The 17,454-nt window shown below is 40.3% G+C and carries 19 protein-coding genes; 16 read left to right on the top strand and 3 right to left on the bottom strand.

Annotated elements, in window-relative coordinates:
- Positions 1-67 precede the first annotated feature (67 nt).
- The 15 genes from OM33_RS17580 to OM33_RS17510 all read left to right on the top strand — a co-directional run bounded on the left by OM33_RS17580 (position 68) and on the right by OM33_RS17510 (position 14,896).
- Positions 68-478: a type III secretion system chaperone family protein gene (locus tag OM33_RS17580; RefSeq protein WP_040135517.1), complete on the top strand. Its 411-nt coding sequence runs from the start codon at positions 68-70 to the stop codon at positions 476-478.
- On the top strand, positions 459-2,255 hold the full coding sequence (gene sctC, locus OM33_RS17575; protein ID WP_040135514.1) for a type III secretion system outer membrane ring subunit SctC: 1,797 nt from the start codon (positions 459-461) through the stop codon (positions 2,253-2,255). The genes OM33_RS17580 and sctC overlap by 20 nt, the downstream gene beginning before the upstream one ends.
- Complete coding sequence (gene sctD / locus OM33_RS17570) at positions 2,252-3,541, top strand: type III secretion system inner membrane ring subunit SctD (protein ID WP_040135512.1); 1,290 nt, start codon at positions 2,252-2,254, stop codon at positions 3,539-3,541. Before sctC ends, sctD begins: the two co-directional genes overlap by 4 nt.
- A gap of 12 nt (positions 3,542-3,553) precedes the next feature.
- Complete coding sequence (locus tag OM33_RS17565; RefSeq protein WP_040135511.1) at positions 3,554-3,757, top strand: EscE/YscE/SsaE family type III secretion system needle protein co-chaperone; 204 nt, start codon at positions 3,554-3,556, stop codon at positions 3,755-3,757.
- A 64-nt stretch (positions 3,758-3,821) separates the two neighbouring features.
- Positions 3,822-4,097: a type III secretion system needle filament subunit SctF gene (gene sctF, locus OM33_RS17560; RefSeq protein WP_040135509.1), complete on the top strand. Its 276-nt coding sequence runs from the start codon at positions 3,822-3,824 to the stop codon at positions 4,095-4,097.
- Positions 4,097-4,468: a hypothetical protein gene (locus tag OM33_RS17555; RefSeq protein ID WP_040135507.1), complete on the top strand. Its 372-nt coding sequence runs from the start codon at positions 4,097-4,099 to the stop codon at positions 4,466-4,468. The genes sctF and OM33_RS17555 overlap by 1 nt, the downstream gene beginning before the upstream one ends.
- Positions 4,468-4,791, top strand: coding sequence for a type III secretion system inner rod subunit SctI (gene sctI, locus OM33_RS17550; protein ID WP_052141141.1), 324 nt, complete (start codon positions 4,468-4,470; stop codon positions 4,789-4,791). Before OM33_RS17555 ends, sctI begins: the two co-directional genes overlap by 1 nt.
- Before the next feature lie 3 nt (positions 4,792-4,794).
- Positions 4,795-5,547: a type III secretion system inner membrane ring lipoprotein SctJ gene (gene sctJ, locus OM33_RS17545; protein WP_040135505.1), complete on the top strand. Its 753-nt coding sequence runs from the start codon at positions 4,795-4,797 to the stop codon at positions 5,545-5,547.
- Entirely contained in the window at positions 5,540-6,211 is a 672-nt protein-coding gene (locus tag OM33_RS17540; RefSeq protein ID WP_040135504.1) for a SctK family type III secretion system sorting platform protein, read from the top strand. Before sctJ ends, OM33_RS17540 begins: the two co-directional genes overlap by 8 nt.
- Positions 6,190-6,807: an HrpE/YscL family type III secretion apparatus protein gene (locus OM33_RS17535; protein ID WP_040135502.1), complete on the top strand. Its 618-nt coding sequence runs from the start codon at positions 6,190-6,192 to the stop codon at positions 6,805-6,807. The genes OM33_RS17540 and OM33_RS17535 overlap by 22 nt, the downstream gene beginning before the upstream one ends.
- A gap of 31 nt (positions 6,808-6,838) precedes the next feature.
- Positions 6,839-7,549: a response regulator gene (locus OM33_RS17530; protein ID WP_040135500.1), complete on the top strand. Its 711-nt coding sequence runs from the start codon at positions 6,839-6,841 to the stop codon at positions 7,547-7,549.
- A gap of 2 nt (positions 7,550-7,551) precedes the next feature.
- Positions 7,552-9,711: a tetratricopeptide repeat protein gene (locus tag OM33_RS22160; RefSeq protein ID WP_052141139.1), complete on the top strand. Its 2,160-nt coding sequence runs from the start codon at positions 7,552-7,554 to the stop codon at positions 9,709-9,711.
- 230 nt (positions 9,712-9,941) lie between these two features.
- The gene (locus OM33_RS17520) at positions 9,942-10,667 is read left to right on the top strand and encodes a TetR/AcrR family transcriptional regulator (protein ID WP_040135498.1); all 726 of its coding nucleotides are present in this window, start codon (positions 9,942-9,944) and stop codon (positions 10,665-10,667) included.
- 21 nt (positions 10,668-10,688) lie between these two features.
- Positions 10,689-11,798: an efflux RND transporter periplasmic adaptor subunit gene (locus OM33_RS17515; RefSeq protein WP_040135496.1), complete on the top strand. Its 1,110-nt coding sequence runs from the start codon at positions 10,689-10,691 to the stop codon at positions 11,796-11,798.
- The gene (locus OM33_RS17510; RefSeq protein WP_040135494.1) at positions 11,798-14,896 is read left to right on the top strand and encodes an efflux RND transporter permease subunit; all 3,099 of its coding nucleotides are present in this window, start codon (positions 11,798-11,800) and stop codon (positions 14,894-14,896) included. Before OM33_RS17515 ends, OM33_RS17510 begins: the two co-directional genes overlap by 1 nt.
- 185 nt (positions 14,897-15,081) lie before the next feature.
- Here OM33_RS17510 and OM33_RS17505 read toward each other — a convergent pair whose 3' ends face one another.
- Positions 15,082-15,993 (bottom strand): LysR family transcriptional regulator, encoded by a 912-nt coding sequence (locus OM33_RS17505; RefSeq protein WP_040135492.1) that lies wholly within the window; start codon positions 15,991-15,993, stop codon positions 15,082-15,084.
- 99 nt (positions 15,994-16,092) lie between these two features.
- Here OM33_RS17505 and OM33_RS17500 point away from each other — a divergent pair, with 99 nt between their 5' ends.
- The gene (locus OM33_RS17500; protein WP_040135490.1) at positions 16,093-16,581 is read left to right on the top strand and encodes a GNAT family N-acetyltransferase; all 489 of its coding nucleotides are present in this window, start codon (positions 16,093-16,095) and stop codon (positions 16,579-16,581) included.
- Positions 16,582-16,626: 45 nt separating this feature from the next.
- Here OM33_RS17500 and OM33_RS17495 read toward each other — a convergent pair whose 3' ends face one another.
- Complete coding sequence (locus tag OM33_RS17495) at positions 16,627-17,118, bottom strand: GNAT family N-acetyltransferase (RefSeq protein WP_040135488.1); 492 nt, start codon at positions 17,116-17,118, stop codon at positions 16,627-16,629.
- Between the two features lie 43 nt (positions 17,119-17,161).
- On the bottom strand, positions 17,162-17,452 hold the full coding sequence (locus OM33_RS17490; RefSeq protein ID WP_407681055.1) for a phosphate-starvation-inducible PsiE family protein: 291 nt from the start codon (positions 17,450-17,452) through the stop codon (positions 17,162-17,164).
- Positions 17,453-17,454 lie beyond the last annotated feature (2 nt).

The following is a 17,454-nucleotide window of genomic DNA, read 5'->3' as shown; positions in this document are numbered from 1 at the left end:
AATTTTACGTCTTCCTCTACAAACTTGTGTTTTGTAACCATGAGACGCTAAGCACTGTGGAGGAGATATGTTAATTAACGATTTTATAAAGCAGCTTGCTACTGAGCTAAACATTGGTATTAGCCAAAGTGAACAAGGATTTGCGAGCGTGAGTCTGGACGACATTTTGGTCGATATTCAAAGCTTCAAAGATACACTAGTATTTTATAGCTATATCGATCACTTCAGTGAACAAGCTTACGAACAAGAACAACAGCTAAAGCAAGCAATGAGTTGGACTTACGGCTGGCAAAAAAGCGAGTCAAGCATCGCACAATTATCAGAACGTTTTGCCATACAAACAACTCAACCGCTATCTCTTTCTTTTGAGCAGTTACTTGAATTGTTAAACAGCCATTGTCAATTAGTGGCGCAAATTCAACAACTCGAACTTCAACCAATTCAACACAGCCAACAGCATGCGTATATTTTACCTTAGATTATTGTTTATCAGCTTTGTTCTGCTGCCATTTGGTGTGCTGAGTAAGGCCGCTCTTACAAAACAGCCTTTTGAATATTATGGTGAAGGCGACTTACTGAGAAAAGTACTGACCGCACTTGCTTCAAACGCCGATATTAGTGTCAATGTCTCGTCTACTATTGATGAAAAGTTTAATGGCCATTTACGTTACGCTTCAAGCCTTAAAGCCTTGGATTACTTGGCCAGTGCATACGATTTAATTTGGTATTTTGATGGTGCAACACTGCATATTAACCGCAGTGCTGAAAGGCAAAGTCAAATGATCCGCTTAGAGTTACTCACGACCAATCAACTCAAGCAAACAATGCAAGATCTCAAGCTGTGGGACCCGCGCTTCGAATGGCGCACTATTCAACATACCAATATGATTATGGTATCTGGTCCACCGCGCTATATCGAGCTGATCAATCAAACAGTAACTTTATTGCAGGACAGTTCAGATTCCGGCTTTGTCGACCCACTCGTGATCCGCATTTTCAAACTTAATCATGCCAGCGCCATCGATAGAAAATTTGAAGTGCGCGGTGAAGGTGTAACAATTCCCGGAATCGCAACGCTATTAGCTAATATGATTAATGGCGAAAGTCGTGGCCAAAACGGTAATGTACAAATGCAAGACGTCGATGGCACATCAAGCGAACAATCAGCAACCAGCAATGCCCATACCCAAGTAAGTATACAAGCCGACGCCAGTTTGAATGCGGTAATCATTCAAGATTATCGTTCACGTATCGATATGTATGCGCAACTTATTGAGCAACTGGACACACCGCGCGAACAACTTGAAATTAGTTTAGTGATCATCGATTTAACTATGAACTCATTATCAGAAATTGGCATTGATTGGGCGACTAAGCAAATTAAAATCGGCGAAGGGTTAGTTGACTTAATCTTGCCAGGTGCCGGGACAGGCGATGCTGAAACACTGACGACAACGAATGCTGATTTTCTAGCAACAGTGAGCTTACTCGAAACACAAGGCCGAGCACGTGTAACCTCGCGCCCAGCCATTGTCACTGAAAATGGCCTGCAAGCATTGCTTGATAATAATGAATCGTTTTTTGTCCGTGTTGAGGGGGAACGAGTTGCAGAGCTTGAAGAAATCACTTATGGCACCTTGTTACAGGTAACACCGCGTATTATTCAAACCGCCGTACCACGGCAAATTTACCTTGATGTTAATATTCAAGACGGTGCGCGTATTGATGATGGCGGCCCTGATTCACTGCCGTCAATCAAGAACACCCAAATTACAACACGCGCTCAAGTACCTGAAGGGGCAAGCTTATTAATAGGAGGTTATTCACGGGAGTCGAATAGTTCAGGTGTCGGTAAAGTGCCTGGTGTTGGTGATATTCCGATGCTCGGAAAACTTTTTCAAAACAATACCAGTAATTCGCAACAAATGGTGCGTTTATTTATGATAAGTCCGAAAGTGATGGAAACGCATACCATTCCGGATGGTACCCATGAAATTGATTATGAGTTACTACCCGAAAACAAACGCATTAAACAACTAATGCGCTTGAGCAACAGTAATGGCCATATCTTTAGTCTGGTTAACCGTTTGCCTTGTGAGTCTGCAATTGAAGCACGTGTACGTCGTAATCACTATCAAAATAAACATTACGGTACGGCTATTCGCAGTTGCCGTGACCTTGATGGCTACCAAGGTTATCAAGTAACCCTTAATAACTGCCCGTCAACTGCAACTGAACCGGAGTGTGCGCTGTGAAAGAATGGAAGTTACTAATTCTCAACACCGCATACAAGGGTGCTGAAATCAACTTTTCGCATTCTCAGCGTTTGGGTAGTGATGAAGACAGCATGGATTTAGTGCTTAACGACGCTGATATTCCCCCGCATTTACTGAGCCTAAACTGCCAAGATGACGCTGTGTATTGTGAGCCTTTTGCACAAACTATTGGCGTAAAGGTGCAAGGTGTACTCCATGACAATACGCTTGCATTACCCACACTGACCCCAATCAACGTGGGGGAATTATGGTTTATGATTTGCGAAGTTAACGAGCCTTGGCCGAAAAAATTACCGATATTTGATAAACCTTCGGTAAATCAGAATAAATCTGAACAGCCCGTCAAGATGAATAAAACCTACAAGCACCTGTCAAATGTGATTTGGCTTGCGGTACTTGGCACCATTACAGCTGCAGTATTGCTTTTTTTAGATATAAAAGCAGAAAGTGGTCAAGCAGTTGATTCTGAAAAACTTAATTTATCGATTGCCAAAGATCTGCTTCAAACAGACAGTCGGCCTCACCTAATAATCGATTGGGATGAAGTCGATCAGAAAATCAGCCTCTCAGGTTATGTTGACAGCAAACTTGAGCGTAAAAAACTATTGAAACAAGCTGAGAAACTTAACATTCGCTTTACCAGTGATATTCGTACCATGGAAGAGATTAAGTTTGCTGCACGGTTTATTTTGAAAAACCTTGAACTTGATGCCATTGAAATGCGTTCAGGTGAGCTTGCTGGCAGCCTTGTATTTGTTACTGACTCAAATAATTTAAATGCATGGAGTCGCGCCGAGCAGGTATTGCAGCGCGACATACCGGGGTTAACAGCGTTTGATCTTGAGATTCTTGAAGACAAACCCGCCCTTGAACAGCTAAATGAATTGCTAGTTAACTCCAGCTTTAATGACAAGATTATTGTTGAAGATCGCGGTGATATCATCGAACTTGTAGGTCAACTAAATGGCTCTCAAATGCGTGAATTTGATCAGTTAAAAAAACAATTTGCTACCAAATTTGGCAATAACCCGCGCTTAATTCTATCTGCGCCAATTATCAAACAAGACGATAGCCCAAACTTAAGCTTACGATTTCGTACCGTTAATCTTGGAAAAGTCCCTTACATTGTGCTTGATAACGGCGAACGCTATTTTGAAGGTGCCCGTTTACCTAATGGTGCACGTTTAAAGTCCATTAGCAGTGAAGGGGTTTTTCTTGAGTCCGGAAACAAAAGTTACATGATTAATTTTAGTCGCACTATTTAAAGGTAAGCACGCATGACAGTTATAGATAAAATTACAAACCAAGAACAGAATACGTTACTTCAGAATCACCTAGAGCAGCTTAAAAGCGGTTTCAACAATGATCTCAATAACGGTTTAGCACCACAGCAATATAAGGAAACCCAAGCTTGGATTAAGGCGATTGATGCTGCCATTAAAATAATCAAAAGTCCAAAATTACAAGTTTTAAACCCTTAGGCTAAACCACCTAAAAGGGAAACAAAATACACTTATAAGCACTATCTAATTTAGGAGAAAAACAATGGCAATAACTTGGTCAGCAATCGAACATAAAGTCTATGACACAGACAAAGGTAATTTAAAAACGGTGTCAACGGAATTACAAGAAGTTGCAGATGCCACCGCAGGTACGCTTGATTCAGCATTAGCTGACTTAAAAAACGATCCAAATAACCCTGCTATGTTAGCTAACTTTCAGGCCTCTGTGAATGAATACTCGGTTGTTATGAGCCTTGTAGCTACAGTACAAAAATCAATTAAAGATGCCATGTCAACCATAGTACAGAAGATGGGCTAATGAATATTCAAGATATCAAGCTATTGGCAGATATCGGTGTGTTAGGCTCAAACTCGGGCCTAACGCGTGAAGCCGAACATATATTTGCAGCATTACGATTATCGAAATCGGGAGAACAAGTAGCAGTCACCACCACCGCATTAAATTTATTTAATCGAGGACAATTTCCTGAGGCAGCAAAAACGCTTTCTAAATGGTGTGAGAATAAAACCCCTGCGATTCCACATGCCTTATTGGCCATGGTGTATTGGACATGGGGATTTAATGTAAATGCTGAAGCCTATGCACGAGATGTGTTATCACAAGCACTTGAACCAGAAGCACATGCACTTGCTAAAGAAGTGCTCGATGGTATGGGAGTTACTTATTAATGGACGCTATTAACCAAATCACCGCTGTTTCAATGGATGCATTACAGGGACAGCAAGATTATACGTTACCTACTGCGCCTTCTATGGCTGAGATGGAAGGCTTAAGTGCACAATTTTTAGATGCCCTTGGCGAAATGAAAGCTGAAGTGTCATCCCGTGCTGACAGCGTTGAGCTGAGTTTAAGTAACTTAACTGATTTATCGCCTCAAAAGCTACTCCAGGTACAAATGGAACTGATGCAAGTGACATTACAGCAAGAGTTGATAAGTAAAGGCGTTACCAAAACAACACAAAATGTTGAAGCATTAATCAAGGCGCAGTAATTAATGAATAGGTTTATATCAGTGCTACTTGCTTGCCTTTTACTAACAGGGTGTAAAGTCGACCTTTACTCAGGCCTTGATGAAAAGCAGGGAAACGAGATGCTTGCATTATTGTTAGTTGAAGGCGTAGATGCGGAAAAGATTGCCGACAAAAAAGGCACAGTTAAGCTGCGTGTTGATAAAAACCAATTATCGAACGCCATTGAAATCCTCTCTCGTAACTCTTATCCGCGCGATAAATTTGCCACATTAAGTGATGTCTTTCCTGAAGGTGGACTGATTTCGACGCCTACTGAGGAGTCAGCGCGATATAATTATGCGGTGTCGCAAGACTTAGCAGCCACGGTATCCAATATTGATGGTGTGTTAACCGCGCGCGTTCATTTGGTATTACCAGAACAAGATGGCAATAAAAAAGCCAAATCAGACGCCAATCTGGCCAAAGCCTCAGTATTTATTAAGCATTCCAGCAATATCAGCCTGGATGCCTATATTCCACAGATTAAACAAATGGTTGCTAATTCGGTAGGCGGATTAAAGTACGAAAATATCGCGGTTATATTGTTCCCGAGTGTTGCAACCTTTAACCCCATAGCAAAAACCAGTACCGATGTAAGTCTTGGTATCATTCAACAGTTCAAAGATTTAGGTCCTTGGCTAATTGCCGCAGCCGTACTGTTAATTATTGGCTTACGCTTTGAAAAACTCAGTGGCACTGCGAAAGAAATCTACGAACGACAGCAGCGAAATGGTTAATCAAAAACATCACTTTGCCGCACTGCTTGAAAGTCAGCATGCCGACGCGATTATCGCTAAACTGTATCAACCATTGCGCTGGTTGCACCCAAAATGGATTGAAAAGGTGATCCCTGCTGACTTTCCCATTGACCATCACTGTATTAAAACCAATCAATTTATCGCGGAACAATTAAGCATTCCCGCAAAATTTGATACTGAGCTCAGCTCGCCGTTGTCGAAATTTTTATTGCTTGAACGCGAATTAGTCACACAAGTAATTGGTGTGTTGGGGCTGTCATGTTTTCAACAAGCATTAAAAAAGCTGATAAGCAAACAGATTAAACACGCCATTGATCAACAAATTGGCTGTAACGCATGCCAAATAGTGATGCAAAAAATCCCTTTTATGTTAAGTGACTTTCCAAAAGCATTGCTGGTTGAAGATATCACGTTAAATTCAGCAAGCAACTTACCCAATTTCATTGAGAAGGGATTGTCAGTGTTTAAGCAAATTTGTGAAGACGACAGTCATTTTCATTTGCTGTGTTTTATTTTATCACCCGAATTTACAAGTAACGAAAAGCAAAGCGCGCTGTGTGAAGAAACTTGCCGTAAAACCACCTTGCTCATTCGTAAATTAGCCATTGAGATAGACCCACTATGTTCAAATTTACTGAAATAAAAGCGGATAAGCTGCAATTAGTCAGTGGCGCTAAAGTGCTAAAAGCCGTTGATTATAATCATTACTTAGGCTCACAAGATGTTGTCGAAGCTGCTCAGAAAAAAGCCAATGATATTATTGCAAATGCAAAACGTGAATATGAAAACCAACAGGCGCTAGGCTTTGCACACGGTATGGAACAAGCAAAGCAGCAACAAGCTAAGTTACTTTTACAAACAGTGGAGCAATGCCATCACTACTTTGTTTCTCAAACACCACGAATTGCAGAGCTGATTATGGCGGGCGTATCACAGCTTGTCAGTGAATTTGATGATACTGAGCTCACCCTTGAAATGGCCAAAAAAGCATTAAGTACAGTGACCAATCAGCGCAAAGTTACGTTACGTGTAAACCCAAACTTAGTCGACTCTGTAAAAGAAAAGCTTTCAATCCTTTTGAAACAATTCCCTGAAACAAGCTATGTTGACGTTGTTGCAGATCAGCGAGTAGATGCTGGGGGCTGTTTACTAGAAACCCAAGTAGGCGTGATTGATGCGACTATTGAAAACCAAATTGCTGCAATTGAATCTCTGCTTTTAAGCGAAGATCACGTATAATTTGCCAATCTAACGGATATATTTAACACCTATGCTCAAACAAACAATTCTATTAATTGAGGATGACGAAGATCTCGGCGAAATTTTAATTCGTTTTATCGAGGCGTCTGGCTATCAAACAAAGTGGCTTAAAACCGGTGATACTGTCATGGATTATGTTAATAACAACATGCCAGATCTCATTTTAATGGATGTGATGTTACCCGGTGTCGATGGCGTGACCCTCACCAATCAAATTCGCCAATTTAGTGATGTGCCAATTATAATGGTGACCGCTAAAACTGACGAGATCAGCCGTTTAATAGGTTTACAAACTGGTGTAGATGACTATGTTTGTAAGCCCTATTCTGGCCCAGAGCTGGTACTCAGAATTAAAGCAATATTGCGCAGGGTGACTACAAACCCCTCACCTACAGCAGTTGAAACCCCGGTTTCTGCCACAAGTACTCAAAGCTTGCAGCTTGATGAGGCACAGCTAAAAATCAGTTTCGGTGAACAACAGCAAAAGCTCACATTTGTTGAGTACAGCTTATTAAACTTACTAATATCGCACCCTAACCGGATTTATAATCGCGAACAAATCATTGAGCTAGTATATGATTCTTATCGCGAAATCAGTGACCGTACGGTCGATAGCCATATTCGTAATGTGCGAAAAAAGTTATCTTTACTTGGGCTGGATTACGAAGCTATTGAATCAGTATATGGTGTAGGTTATCGCTATATTGAACCGGCAAAATAACCATGAAGTTAGTTAGAGCGATTGCCCTTTATTGTTTATGCTTGGCTTGGCTCTCAACAGCCAGTGCCTCCAGCTTGTTGGCACAAATTGAACAGGTAGAACAAACCGATCAAAATGCCATCGAGCAACTTGTCACTTTGCAAACACAAGCTCAACAGCAAAACGACATTGCTGCATTTATTTCAGCTACAGAAGCAATATTGTCAAAGCAACTAAAAACGGCTCAATATAGCGAGTTTGAGCAACAAGTGGGACTTATTCAACAACATGATTTTTGGCAATCTAGCCCTGAACTAAAAATTGTTGTGCAAAGTGCCCTTGCTGATAAAGCCTTTCGCCAAGGTGATACCCAACAAGCCAGTGATTTACAAGCCAAAGTAATTGCACTTGCCGAACAATATCAAGTGCGTGTACGCCTTAGTGAAGTGTATACCAAGCAAGGTATTTATTTTCGTAATTTGGGCTCGTTCGACAAAGCGAAAGAGGCATACAACACAGCGCTCACTTTTGCACAAGAAACAGGTAATGAACTTCAAGAAGCTCGCCTACTGGTAAACTTAGGCGTTATTTTAGAATCAACAAACCAATTCAATCCAGCCCTTAAAAATTATAAAGATGCGTTAGAAATCATTGAAAAAAACCCAGATGATGATTTACTTGCCAGTTGCCTATTTAATATTGCTGCAACTTATGAACGATTAGGCGATCTAGACCAAGCACTGGAATTTGCTCTAAGAGTCTTGAAATTAGATGAAAAGCTGGGCGATCTAAAAAATCAATTTTACTCTGCGGATAAAGTTGCAAGCCTTTATTCTCAGGTTGGAAAAACACCTTTATCACTCGTTTACATTGATAAGTCCATTGCGATTGCAGAACGCAGTCAAAATAAACAAATGTTAGCAACCGCGTTTCTCAAAAAAGCTAAAATTTATGAAGCGGCAAATCAAACTGAGCGGGCCATCGCTGTTGCAAACCAATCGGCAAAGATAGTGCTTGAAAGCGGCAATGCAATGAATGTGAATCCAATACTCTTATCACTTTCACGCATATATTTGAGGGCAAAGCAGTACCAAATGGCAATCGATACGCTCGATGCAATTCCAGAGAAAAATATTTCGGTGGTTTATAATCGTATTCGTCATGATATTTTGTCTAAAGCACATTTTGAACTGGGAAATTATGCTCGTGCCTATCAGCACAAAGTTGCGCATGCAGATGCAAATAAAGCAGAGTACGAGCAAAAAATGCAAGCATATCGTGATCAAATGGATTCAGAGCTTGCAAAATTCTCAGAACAATTAAATGTAAAAGAGTTAGAACTGGAAAATCAAAAACAGCAAAGTGACCTCGAAGTAATGCAATATCGTCAATACTTCGGTATTACAGTTTCGTTGATTGTATTCTTATTGCTTAGCCTCTTAATATATTCGCAAATTAAGAAAAAACAGATGGCGCAAGCGCAAACGCGACTAAAAGAAGCCGCCATTGATCACAAAAACCAAATGCTTTCGGATATTTGTCACGAATTGCGCACGCCATTTAGTGTATTAAAATTACAAATTGAAGCACTGCAATATAACTTAGAGCCCGACACCGAACTTGCTCATAATCGCTTAAAAGCCAAAATTGAACAGTTAAGCCATCTTGTTACTGATATTGACCAGCTGTCACAAGCTGACTCTATGGTGTTAACACTTAACACGTTGAAGATAAAAGCGACAAATTTGCTTGATTCTATAGTAAATGACAATCGTGTACTGGTTAAAAAAGTTGGCCTCGACCTGAAACTTGATATTGAACTTGATGACGAAGTTGAAATTGATATTGATGTCACACGCATTCAACAAGTGTTTCATAATCTGTTTAGTAATTCTATTCGCTATACAAATGTACCTGGTTTTATTCGGCTCAAAGCCAGAAACGATCAAAATAGCTTGTTTATTCAAATTGATGACACAGCGCCAGGTGTATCACTTGAGGACATAGAACTCCTCTTTGACCGCTTATATCGTGTTGAGAAATCACGTAGCCGTGCCACAGGTGGCTTAGGTTTAGGCTTATCAATATGCAAAAGCCTGGTCGAGTTACACAATGGTAATATTGTTGCTAAACAAGGCAAAAATGGCGGGCTTTGCATGCAAGTTACGCTACCGTTAAATTAAACCTAACTTGCCACAACCCACCTTTTAAGTTGTGGCAAATTTTTATAATCCTTCGTCTTCCCTAACACTTATTTTGTCAGTTCGCTCGCGTTTCAACTAGCACAATAACGATAAAAGTGAGTGAATAACGTTCATTTTTCCATTGACATTAACCTTAGCTGAATTAGAATAACGCCATTCGAATATCATTCGAATGGCGTTACCAAAGAAAATAAGCAAGAGGTTTAGCAATGGCACCAGCACCAAAATATAGCCTGCAAGAACAGGAAACAATGATTTTAAATGCCGCAGAACAGTGTATTAACGAGTCATCGGTTACCGATTTCACTATGGCTAAGGTCGCCCGTTTGGCAGGTCTTTCAATGGGATCTGTTTATAAATTTGTGCAAAGTAAAGAAGATATTGTGCTGGCCCTTGCCTATCAATCATTTGATCACGTATCAAAAGTATTCCAACGTGTACTTAGCTTGCCTTTGTCTACGCCAGAAAAAATGCTCGCGGTTTGTTTAATATCCCCTAAAGCGATGCAACGTTTTGAGTTCGATTACGAGCTGCAATCTTATTCAACCAATAAAGCAGTTATTCAACGCGCCTCTAGTCGCTGGACAGAAAAAATGATCGACGCCTGTAACTGCTGTGAGCAAGGCTTCAAATTAGCCCTGTCTGATGGCATCAATGCAGGCGAATTGCAAAATGTGCCTAACCTAAGCGAGGTTATTGAAGAAATACTCATTAGTGGCTGGGCGATTACTGTTGGCTTTGAACAAGTACAACGAGTTAAACAAACACAAGAAATTGTCGAAGGCACTGATTCATTGCTTGAGCCATTACCGCTTAATCATCCTATTATTAGAAGCACAGTGCGTTTGCTTAATAGTTATCCATGGAAGAAACCCATCGATGATGACTCACTTATCACCATCGAAAACGAATTAAAGAAATTAACATTGCGTTAATGCAATACAAACGGAGAAAGTATGAAAATTAAACGCTGGCTCGCAGCCATTATCCTTATACTTGTTGTTGTCTCAGGACTAGGCTTTGCTAAGTTTAGTCAGATTCAAGCAATGATAGCTTTTGCAGAATCCTTTCCCGAACCTTCGGCAAGTGTGAAAAGTACTTATGCGCAAGCGGTTGATCATATCAAAACTGTAAAAGTTGTCGGTCAGCTACAAGCGCCAAGTGTGTTAACTATTAGCAACGAATATGCCGGTACCATCACGCAAATTGGATTCAAACCCGGTGATGTTGTTGAAAAAGATCAGTTATTGATAAAACTCGATACCAGTATTGAGCAGGCAAATCTGAGTGCTGCCAAGGCCCGCCTTAAGCTTGCTGAGTCAACGCTTGTGCGTGTTGAAAAATTATTAGCGCAAAAACGTATTAGCCAAGACGAAGTTGATAAAGCTGATGCGAATGTCAGTGTTGCAAACGCGGAAGTCGCAAACTTATCGTCAATCATCAATAAAAAAACCATTAAAGCCCCGTTTGCAGGCCGCATTGGTTTAAATCAATATCAAGTGGGTCAACTACTTGATGCTAACAGTCAGATTGCAACCTTGGTAGGCTTAGACAACAAAATTTGGGTTGATTTTTCAGTGCCACAGACATTGCCGCGTTTAAATATTGGTGATTCTGTTGAAATTTCACTGATAAAACAAACAAACCACTCGGAAACACTGAGTGCCCAAATCATTGCGATTGCACCAAATATCGATATTAACTCACGCCAACAGAGTTACCGTGCTGAATTAAACAATACCAATAATCATTTAAATCACAATCAAATCGTCAGTGTATTTGTGCCAATTGAAGTCCTCAGCGCAGTATCGGTTCCGACCAATGCAGTAACGCGTAATCACTTTGGTGATTTTGTTTATAAGCTTGAAAAAGATGAGCAACAAAATTGGCGCGCTAAACCCATTAAAGTTGTGCTAGGTGATAAAAGTGAAGATCAACAATTAATTTTAAGTGGTTTAAATGCAGGTGAATTTATTGCAAGTGAAGGTGCTTTTAAGTTGAAAGAAAATCTACTGGTGTACACAACAGAAACGGCACAAGATAGCGCAAACACTGGAGGTTTGTAATGAGTGCATTACACGAAAACAAACCATCCTTTATGGATATATTCGTTAACCGACCGGTGCTTGCAATTGTGCTTTCTGTACTCATTGTATTAGCCGGCATTAACGCAGCGCAAAAAATCTCGGTGCAACAATACCCTAAAATTGAAAGTGCATCGCTTGTCATCAACACCGTATACACCGGTGCTTCAGCAGATGTTGTTAAAGGGTATGTTACAGAGCCAATAGAACGGGTCACCTCTACAGTACCAGGGGTGGATTACGTTGATTCCATTACAACCGCAGGCCTCAGTAAAGTAACTGCTTGGCTTGAGCTTAATCATAACACCACGGATGCACTAGCTGAGCTTACCACTAAACTGAATCAAATTAAGTTTGAGTTACCCACTGGCGCGGAAGATCCATCAATTCAAATTGTCCGTGCTGATAGTCCGTATGCTGTTTTTTACCTGGACGTACAATCACAAGACCTGCCACGAAGTGAAGTCAGTGATTATTTAACCCGTAATATTGTGCCACAAATGAGCGATATTCCTGGGGTTCAAAAAGTAACGCTTGAAGGTGGCCGCGACCCTGCAATGCGAATTTGGTTAGATACTGACAAACTAGCAGTTTATAACGTAAGTGCCGTAGATGTATTTCAAGCGCTGCAGGCAAACAATACGATTGCAACCTTAGGTTACAGCGAAAATAATCGCCAACGCATTGACTTAATGGCCAATACATCATTGAAAAGCGTGGCAGACTTTGAAAATTTAGTAATCAAAGAAAGTGAAGGAATTCAACTACGTTTAGGCTCTGTCGCGAACATTGAAATTGGCGAAGCTGAGGGCATGGTAACGGCACGCTTAGATGATCATGATACGGTGTTTTTAGCTGTGTGGGCTTTGCCAGGTGCAAATGAAATTGTTATTGGCGATGCACTTTATACAAAACTCGATCAAATCAATGATGTACTTCCTAATGGTATGCACATTGAAATTGGTTATGACGGCACGCTCTATATGCGCGATTCTATCAAAGAGATTTTTACCACCCTTGGTGAAACAGTGTTACTTGTTGGCATTGTTGTGCTTGCCATGATGGGCTCTTTTAGAACGGCGATGGTGCCGCTTATCACTATTCCCATTTCAATATTAGGCGCAATTGCCGTTATTTATATGATGGGCTTTTCTTTAAACTTACTTACTATTTTAGCGATTGTATTATCGGTAGGCCTGGTTGTTGATGACGCGATTGTGGTTGTTGAAAACGTCGCCCGTCATATGCGAGAGGGCCGACCTCGTTGGCAAGCAGCTCTTATCAGTTCACGTCAGTTATTAGTGCCTGTTATTGCAATGACACTTACCTTAGCCGCAGTGTATGCACCGATTGGATTCTTAACCGGTTTAACTGGATTTTTGTTTCGTGAATTCGCGTTTACCTTGGCGATTGCAGTATTAATTTCAGGTGTTGTTGCAGTAACCCTATCACCAATTATGAGTGCGTGGGTCAATGCTGAAGGTGGCAAAGAAGGAAAGCTGACGAAAGTAGTAAACAGCTATTTCGATAAACTACAGAGCTTTTATTTAAATTCGCTCGAAACCTTATTTAGCTGGCGTCCTCAAATATTCATGGTTGCTATCATTTTCTCGATTTTGTCTGGCCCATTTTACTTATTGTCTCAAAAAGAACTGGCACCAACCGAAGACCAAAGCAGTATTCAGGTAGTTGTTGAGGCACCACCTGAATCATCGCAGGCCTATACGTCTAGCAAAATGAACGATACAGCCGAAGTAATGAATGCCACAGAGGGCGGTAAGTTTACCTGGCAAATTATTACTGCCGCAGCGGGGTTTGGTGGTGTTGAACTAGCCCCCTATGAAGAACGTGAAAACTCAGTACACAACTTGCTGTTTGACCTTTACGGTAGACTCGGCAGTGTCACGGGGTTAAGCCTGTTCCCTATTCTGCCAGCATCCTTGCCTACAGCAGGACAGTTTGATGTAGAAGTTGTATTACGTGCCAATGATAAGCCTGAAGTGATGAAAGAATACGCTGATAAAATCATCGCCAAAGCCAATGAAAGTGGTAGCTTCTTATTTGTAAACACAGATTTAAAAATTGATTTGCCTCAGGCTGAACTTGAAATTGACCGAGAGTTAATCGCAGATTTAGGCCTTAACCTGCAGTCCGTGAATGATCAACTGAGTATTTTAATGTCGAACAACTTTGTGAATTACTTCAACAAAGATGGTAAAGCGTATCGTGTTATTCCAATTGTTGGCGATAACGAACGTTATAATCCTGAAAATATACTCGATATGAAAATCCGTACAGGCAGTGGCGAACTGATCCCTGTGTCTTCATTTGCTAGCTTGCGAACGTTTACAAGCCCGCGTGTATTGGGGTCATTTAACCAGCAAAGCTCATTTAGAATTTTAGCTGGGGTATTACCACACATTACCAAAGAGCAGGGATTAAGTACTATTGAGCAAATTGCAGCTGAGGTTTTACCTAAGCATTATTCCATTGATTATGCGGGTGAATCACGTCAACTGCGCAAAGAAGGTAATACCATGGTTGGGGTACTGTTAGTATCAATGATAGTGGTTTACTTCTTACTAACAATTCAATTTAATAGTTTCCGCGATCCGCTTGTGGTGCTTTTAGGCTGTGCACCATTGGCACTAGCTGGTGCCTTAATGTTGCCATTTTTATCGCTGACAACAGTGAATATCTACAGCCAAATAGGACTTATTACCTTAATTGGCCTCATTGCTAAAAACGGCATTCTTATTGTTGAATTTGCAAATCACTTACAGCTTGAAGGTAAATCTAAACTGGATGCGGTTAAAGGTGCGGCTGCAACCCGTTTACGCCCGATATTGATGACAACAGGTGCGACTGTTTTAGGCCACTTCCCGCTTGTTTTAGTTACGGGTGCTGGCGCCGAAGCGCGAAATAGCATTGGTATTATTTTAGTGGCAGGCATGCTGATTGGTACTTTCTTCACTTTAATAGTGTTGCCGTTACTTTATGAAAAGTTGGCAAAAGACCATCGTGGTGAAATGGAATCAGAAGAAGCATTAACGCACACGCAATTTCAAACTAACCTTTAATTTATCTGCCAGTCAGTAACCCTGACTGGCATTTTTAGCTAATACCAAATCTGTTACCGATAAATGAAATGGTAACAAGGCGGAATTTTTCTTATGTAGTTGCTCAACATTGATAAATTCTAACGCTGCTAGCAAAATATTTAGTTCGCTTGGATGATCAGCTACTTAAGTGAATTGCTATTCCATCACGATTCAAGAAATAACTTTTCAACTTCACCAACAAACCAGTTAATTGCTGCATTATTTGATTTCGATAAATGCCAATACAATTGTAAATGGTAGTTTGGAATATGAATTGGTGGCTTAAGCACTTGTAATTGCAACTTATCAGCTACTAAGCTTGCTATGCGTTTAGGCATGGTGAGTACATATTCGCTGTTGGGTAATAGATAGGGTGCAACCAACACACTTGCTTGCTGACAACCAATTTCACGAGTCAAGTCTAAGCTAGCTAGTGCATGGTCAACCACACCAGTATTTTCACCCCAAGGCGCAATCAAAATATGCTTATGTGCTAAAAACTGTTCCAGCGTAATTTGATGCTGAACTTTTGTATTATGTTTACACGCTAACGTTACATACTCATCACTTAACCAAGTTAAGTGCCTAACGCCTTCCATTGCACTATCTTGATGTTGAAAACCAAGTACAAAATCCAAATCACCGTGAGATAATTGTTGTTTAACAGGCAATGGACTTGCAGGTAGGACTTGTAATCTTACCTTAGGTGCAACGGTTGCTAAGTGCTTTGTTAATTTAGGTAGTAAACAAAATTCTGAAAAGTCAGTTGCAGCAATACGAAACGTTTTTTCGCTGGTTGACGGTTCAAATGGCGTAACACTGCTGAGACCTTGTTCAATAAGCGGTAGCGCTTTCTCAGTATAGAGGGCTAATAAATGCGCGCGCTCAGTGGGCTTCATATAATTGTTTTCACGAATAAAAAGCGGGTCGTTCAGACTTTTTCTTAAACGTGCTAAAGCGTGACTAAATGCAGACTGACTGATACACATTTCATCTGCGGCTTGGCTAACCGAGCCCGTTATGTAAAGTTTATGAAATAAAGTAAGTAAATTAAGATCAAACTGTTTTATATCCATAAGATATGATCAAATTTCATATATTTATGATTATTATGCACTGGCTTCATTAATGAGTTAATCATAAACTAGCAAAAACTTTTAAACGATGAGGTTTCAATGAGCTTAACAATTCGCCCAGCAACCCTAAACGACATTGATACTATTTTGTATTTTATTAAAGAACTCGCAATATATGAGAAGGCTGAGCACGAAGTACTCGCAACGCCTGAAACAATAAAACAATCTATGTTTGCTGAGCACTCGGGAGTTTATGGTTTAATCTGTGAATTAGACGGCCAAGCTATTGGTTTTTCAGTATTCTTTTACAACTATTCGACTTGGCTTGCCAAACCTGGTCTTTATCTGGAAGATTTATATGTATCACCAGAACACCGCGGAAAAGGTGCAGGCATCGCGCTGTTACAACATTTAGCTCAAATAGCTGTTGAAAAAGGCTGTGGCCGCTTTGAATGGAGTTGCTTAGATTGGAATACACCTTCACGTGAGTTTTATGAGTCATTGGGGGCTGAGCCACAACATGAATGGATTGGTTATCGTATGAGTGGTGACACCCTTTTAAAATTTGCTGAAAACGGCAAAGCATAGCCAAATTAAGTAGGTGATAAATTGCTATCACCTACTTTCTACTGACTATTTTGTTATGGCATAAAGATGTTCGTCAAAATACTGTCCTTTATGTTTAACAGACTGCTTTAAAATCCCTTCCAAAACAAAGCCCGCTTTTTCCATAACACGAATTGACGCATAATTTGCCTCTGTTACAGGGTTATAAATGCGAATAATCTCAGTGCTATTAAATACCTGCTTCACAAATAACATAACCGCGTCCGTTGCAATGCCCTGTTGCCAAAATTGCTTGCCTAACCAATATCCAATTTCGGCACAATGTGCATATTCACCTTCTTTTAAATACACACCAATGACGCCACAGATTACGCCTTTATGCTCTATTGCTTTAACTATTGCATTGTTATTGCTGCCTTTTGTAATAAACCAAATAGCATCATCAAGGGTGTAAGTTGTCGGAATATTACTGGATAAAAACTGTGTAACTGACACATCATTCAAATAATTGACCAATGCGTCTTTATCCTGCAAAGCAAGGTCTCTTAATTTAAGCAATTTAAACCTCTTTCAATTGAAGCCTTAACCAAATGGGATGTCATCATTGCTCTGAGTTCACTTTTTTCCTTTCCTTTTCTTTCACTGCAACTAGCCAGTAAGTTAAGCCTAATGCTAACACTAAACCTGCCGTGATCCAGATGTATTCAGGGGCTAATTTTGAAAAGTCCAATAAAATAACCTTACGAGCGATTGCCATTAACGTAGTGGCAATAACTAAATTGATATGAATTACGTCATCCCTTAGGTACATAACAATATTAATAAAAATTTCTATTGCAATAAGCACAGCCAAGAACGCGCTGAATACAGCCAAAATATCACTTAACGACAATA

The organism is Pseudoalteromonas piratica (assembly GCF_000788395.1).
Classification (GTDB): domain Bacteria; phylum Pseudomonadota; class Gammaproteobacteria; order Enterobacterales; family Alteromonadaceae; genus Pseudoalteromonas; species Pseudoalteromonas piratica.
This window is presented reverse-complemented; position numbering and strand designations above follow the sequence as displayed.

What these genes read in the sequence shown, in the direction of transcription:
- OM33_RS17580 (WP_040135517.1), top strand. Translation starts at nt 68, where the DNA reads ATGTTAATTAACGATTTTATAAAGCAGCTTGCTACTGAGCTAAACATT.
- sctC (WP_040135514.1), top strand. Translation starts at nt 459, where the DNA reads ATGCGTATATTTTACCTTAGATTATTGTTTATCAGCTTTGTTCTGCTG.
- OM33_RS17565 (WP_040135511.1), top strand. Translation starts at nt 3,554, where the DNA reads ATGACAGTTATAGATAAAATTACAAACCAAGAACAGAATACGTTACTT.
- sctF (WP_040135509.1), top strand. Translation starts at nt 3,822, where the DNA reads ATGGCAATAACTTGGTCAGCAATCGAACATAAAGTCTATGACACAGAC.
- OM33_RS17555 (WP_040135507.1), top strand. Translation starts at nt 4,097, where the DNA reads ATGAATATTCAAGATATCAAGCTATTGGCAGATATCGGTGTGTTAGGC.
- sctI (WP_052141141.1), top strand. Translation starts at nt 4,468, where the DNA reads ATGGACGCTATTAACCAAATCACCGCTGTTTCAATGGATGCATTACAG.
- sctJ (WP_040135505.1), top strand. Translation starts at nt 4,795, where the DNA reads ATGAATAGGTTTATATCAGTGCTACTTGCTTGCCTTTTACTAACAGGG.
- OM33_RS17540 (WP_040135504.1), top strand. Translation starts at nt 5,540, where the DNA reads ATGGTTAATCAAAAACATCACTTTGCCGCACTGCTTGAAAGTCAGCAT.
- OM33_RS17535 (WP_040135502.1), top strand. Translation starts at nt 6,190, where the DNA reads ATGTTCAAATTTACTGAAATAAAAGCGGATAAGCTGCAATTAGTCAGT.
- OM33_RS17530 (WP_040135500.1), top strand. Translation starts at nt 6,839, where the DNA reads ATGCTCAAACAAACAATTCTATTAATTGAGGATGACGAAGATCTCGGC.
- OM33_RS22160 (WP_052141139.1), top strand. Translation starts at nt 7,552, where the DNA reads ATGAAGTTAGTTAGAGCGATTGCCCTTTATTGTTTATGCTTGGCTTGG.
- OM33_RS17520 (WP_040135498.1), top strand. Translation starts at nt 9,942, where the DNA reads ATGGCACCAGCACCAAAATATAGCCTGCAAGAACAGGAAACAATGATT.
- OM33_RS17515 (WP_040135496.1), top strand. Translation starts at nt 10,689, where the DNA reads ATGAAAATTAAACGCTGGCTCGCAGCCATTATCCTTATACTTGTTGTT.
- OM33_RS17510 (WP_040135494.1), top strand. Translation starts at nt 11,798, where the DNA reads ATGAGTGCATTACACGAAAACAAACCATCCTTTATGGATATATTCGTT.
- OM33_RS17505 (WP_040135492.1), bottom strand. Translation starts at nt 15,993, where the DNA reads ATGGATATAAAACAGTTTGATCTTAATTTACTTACTTTATTTCATAAA.
- OM33_RS17500 (WP_040135490.1), top strand. Translation starts at nt 16,093, where the DNA reads ATGAGCTTAACAATTCGCCCAGCAACCCTAAACGACATTGATACTATT.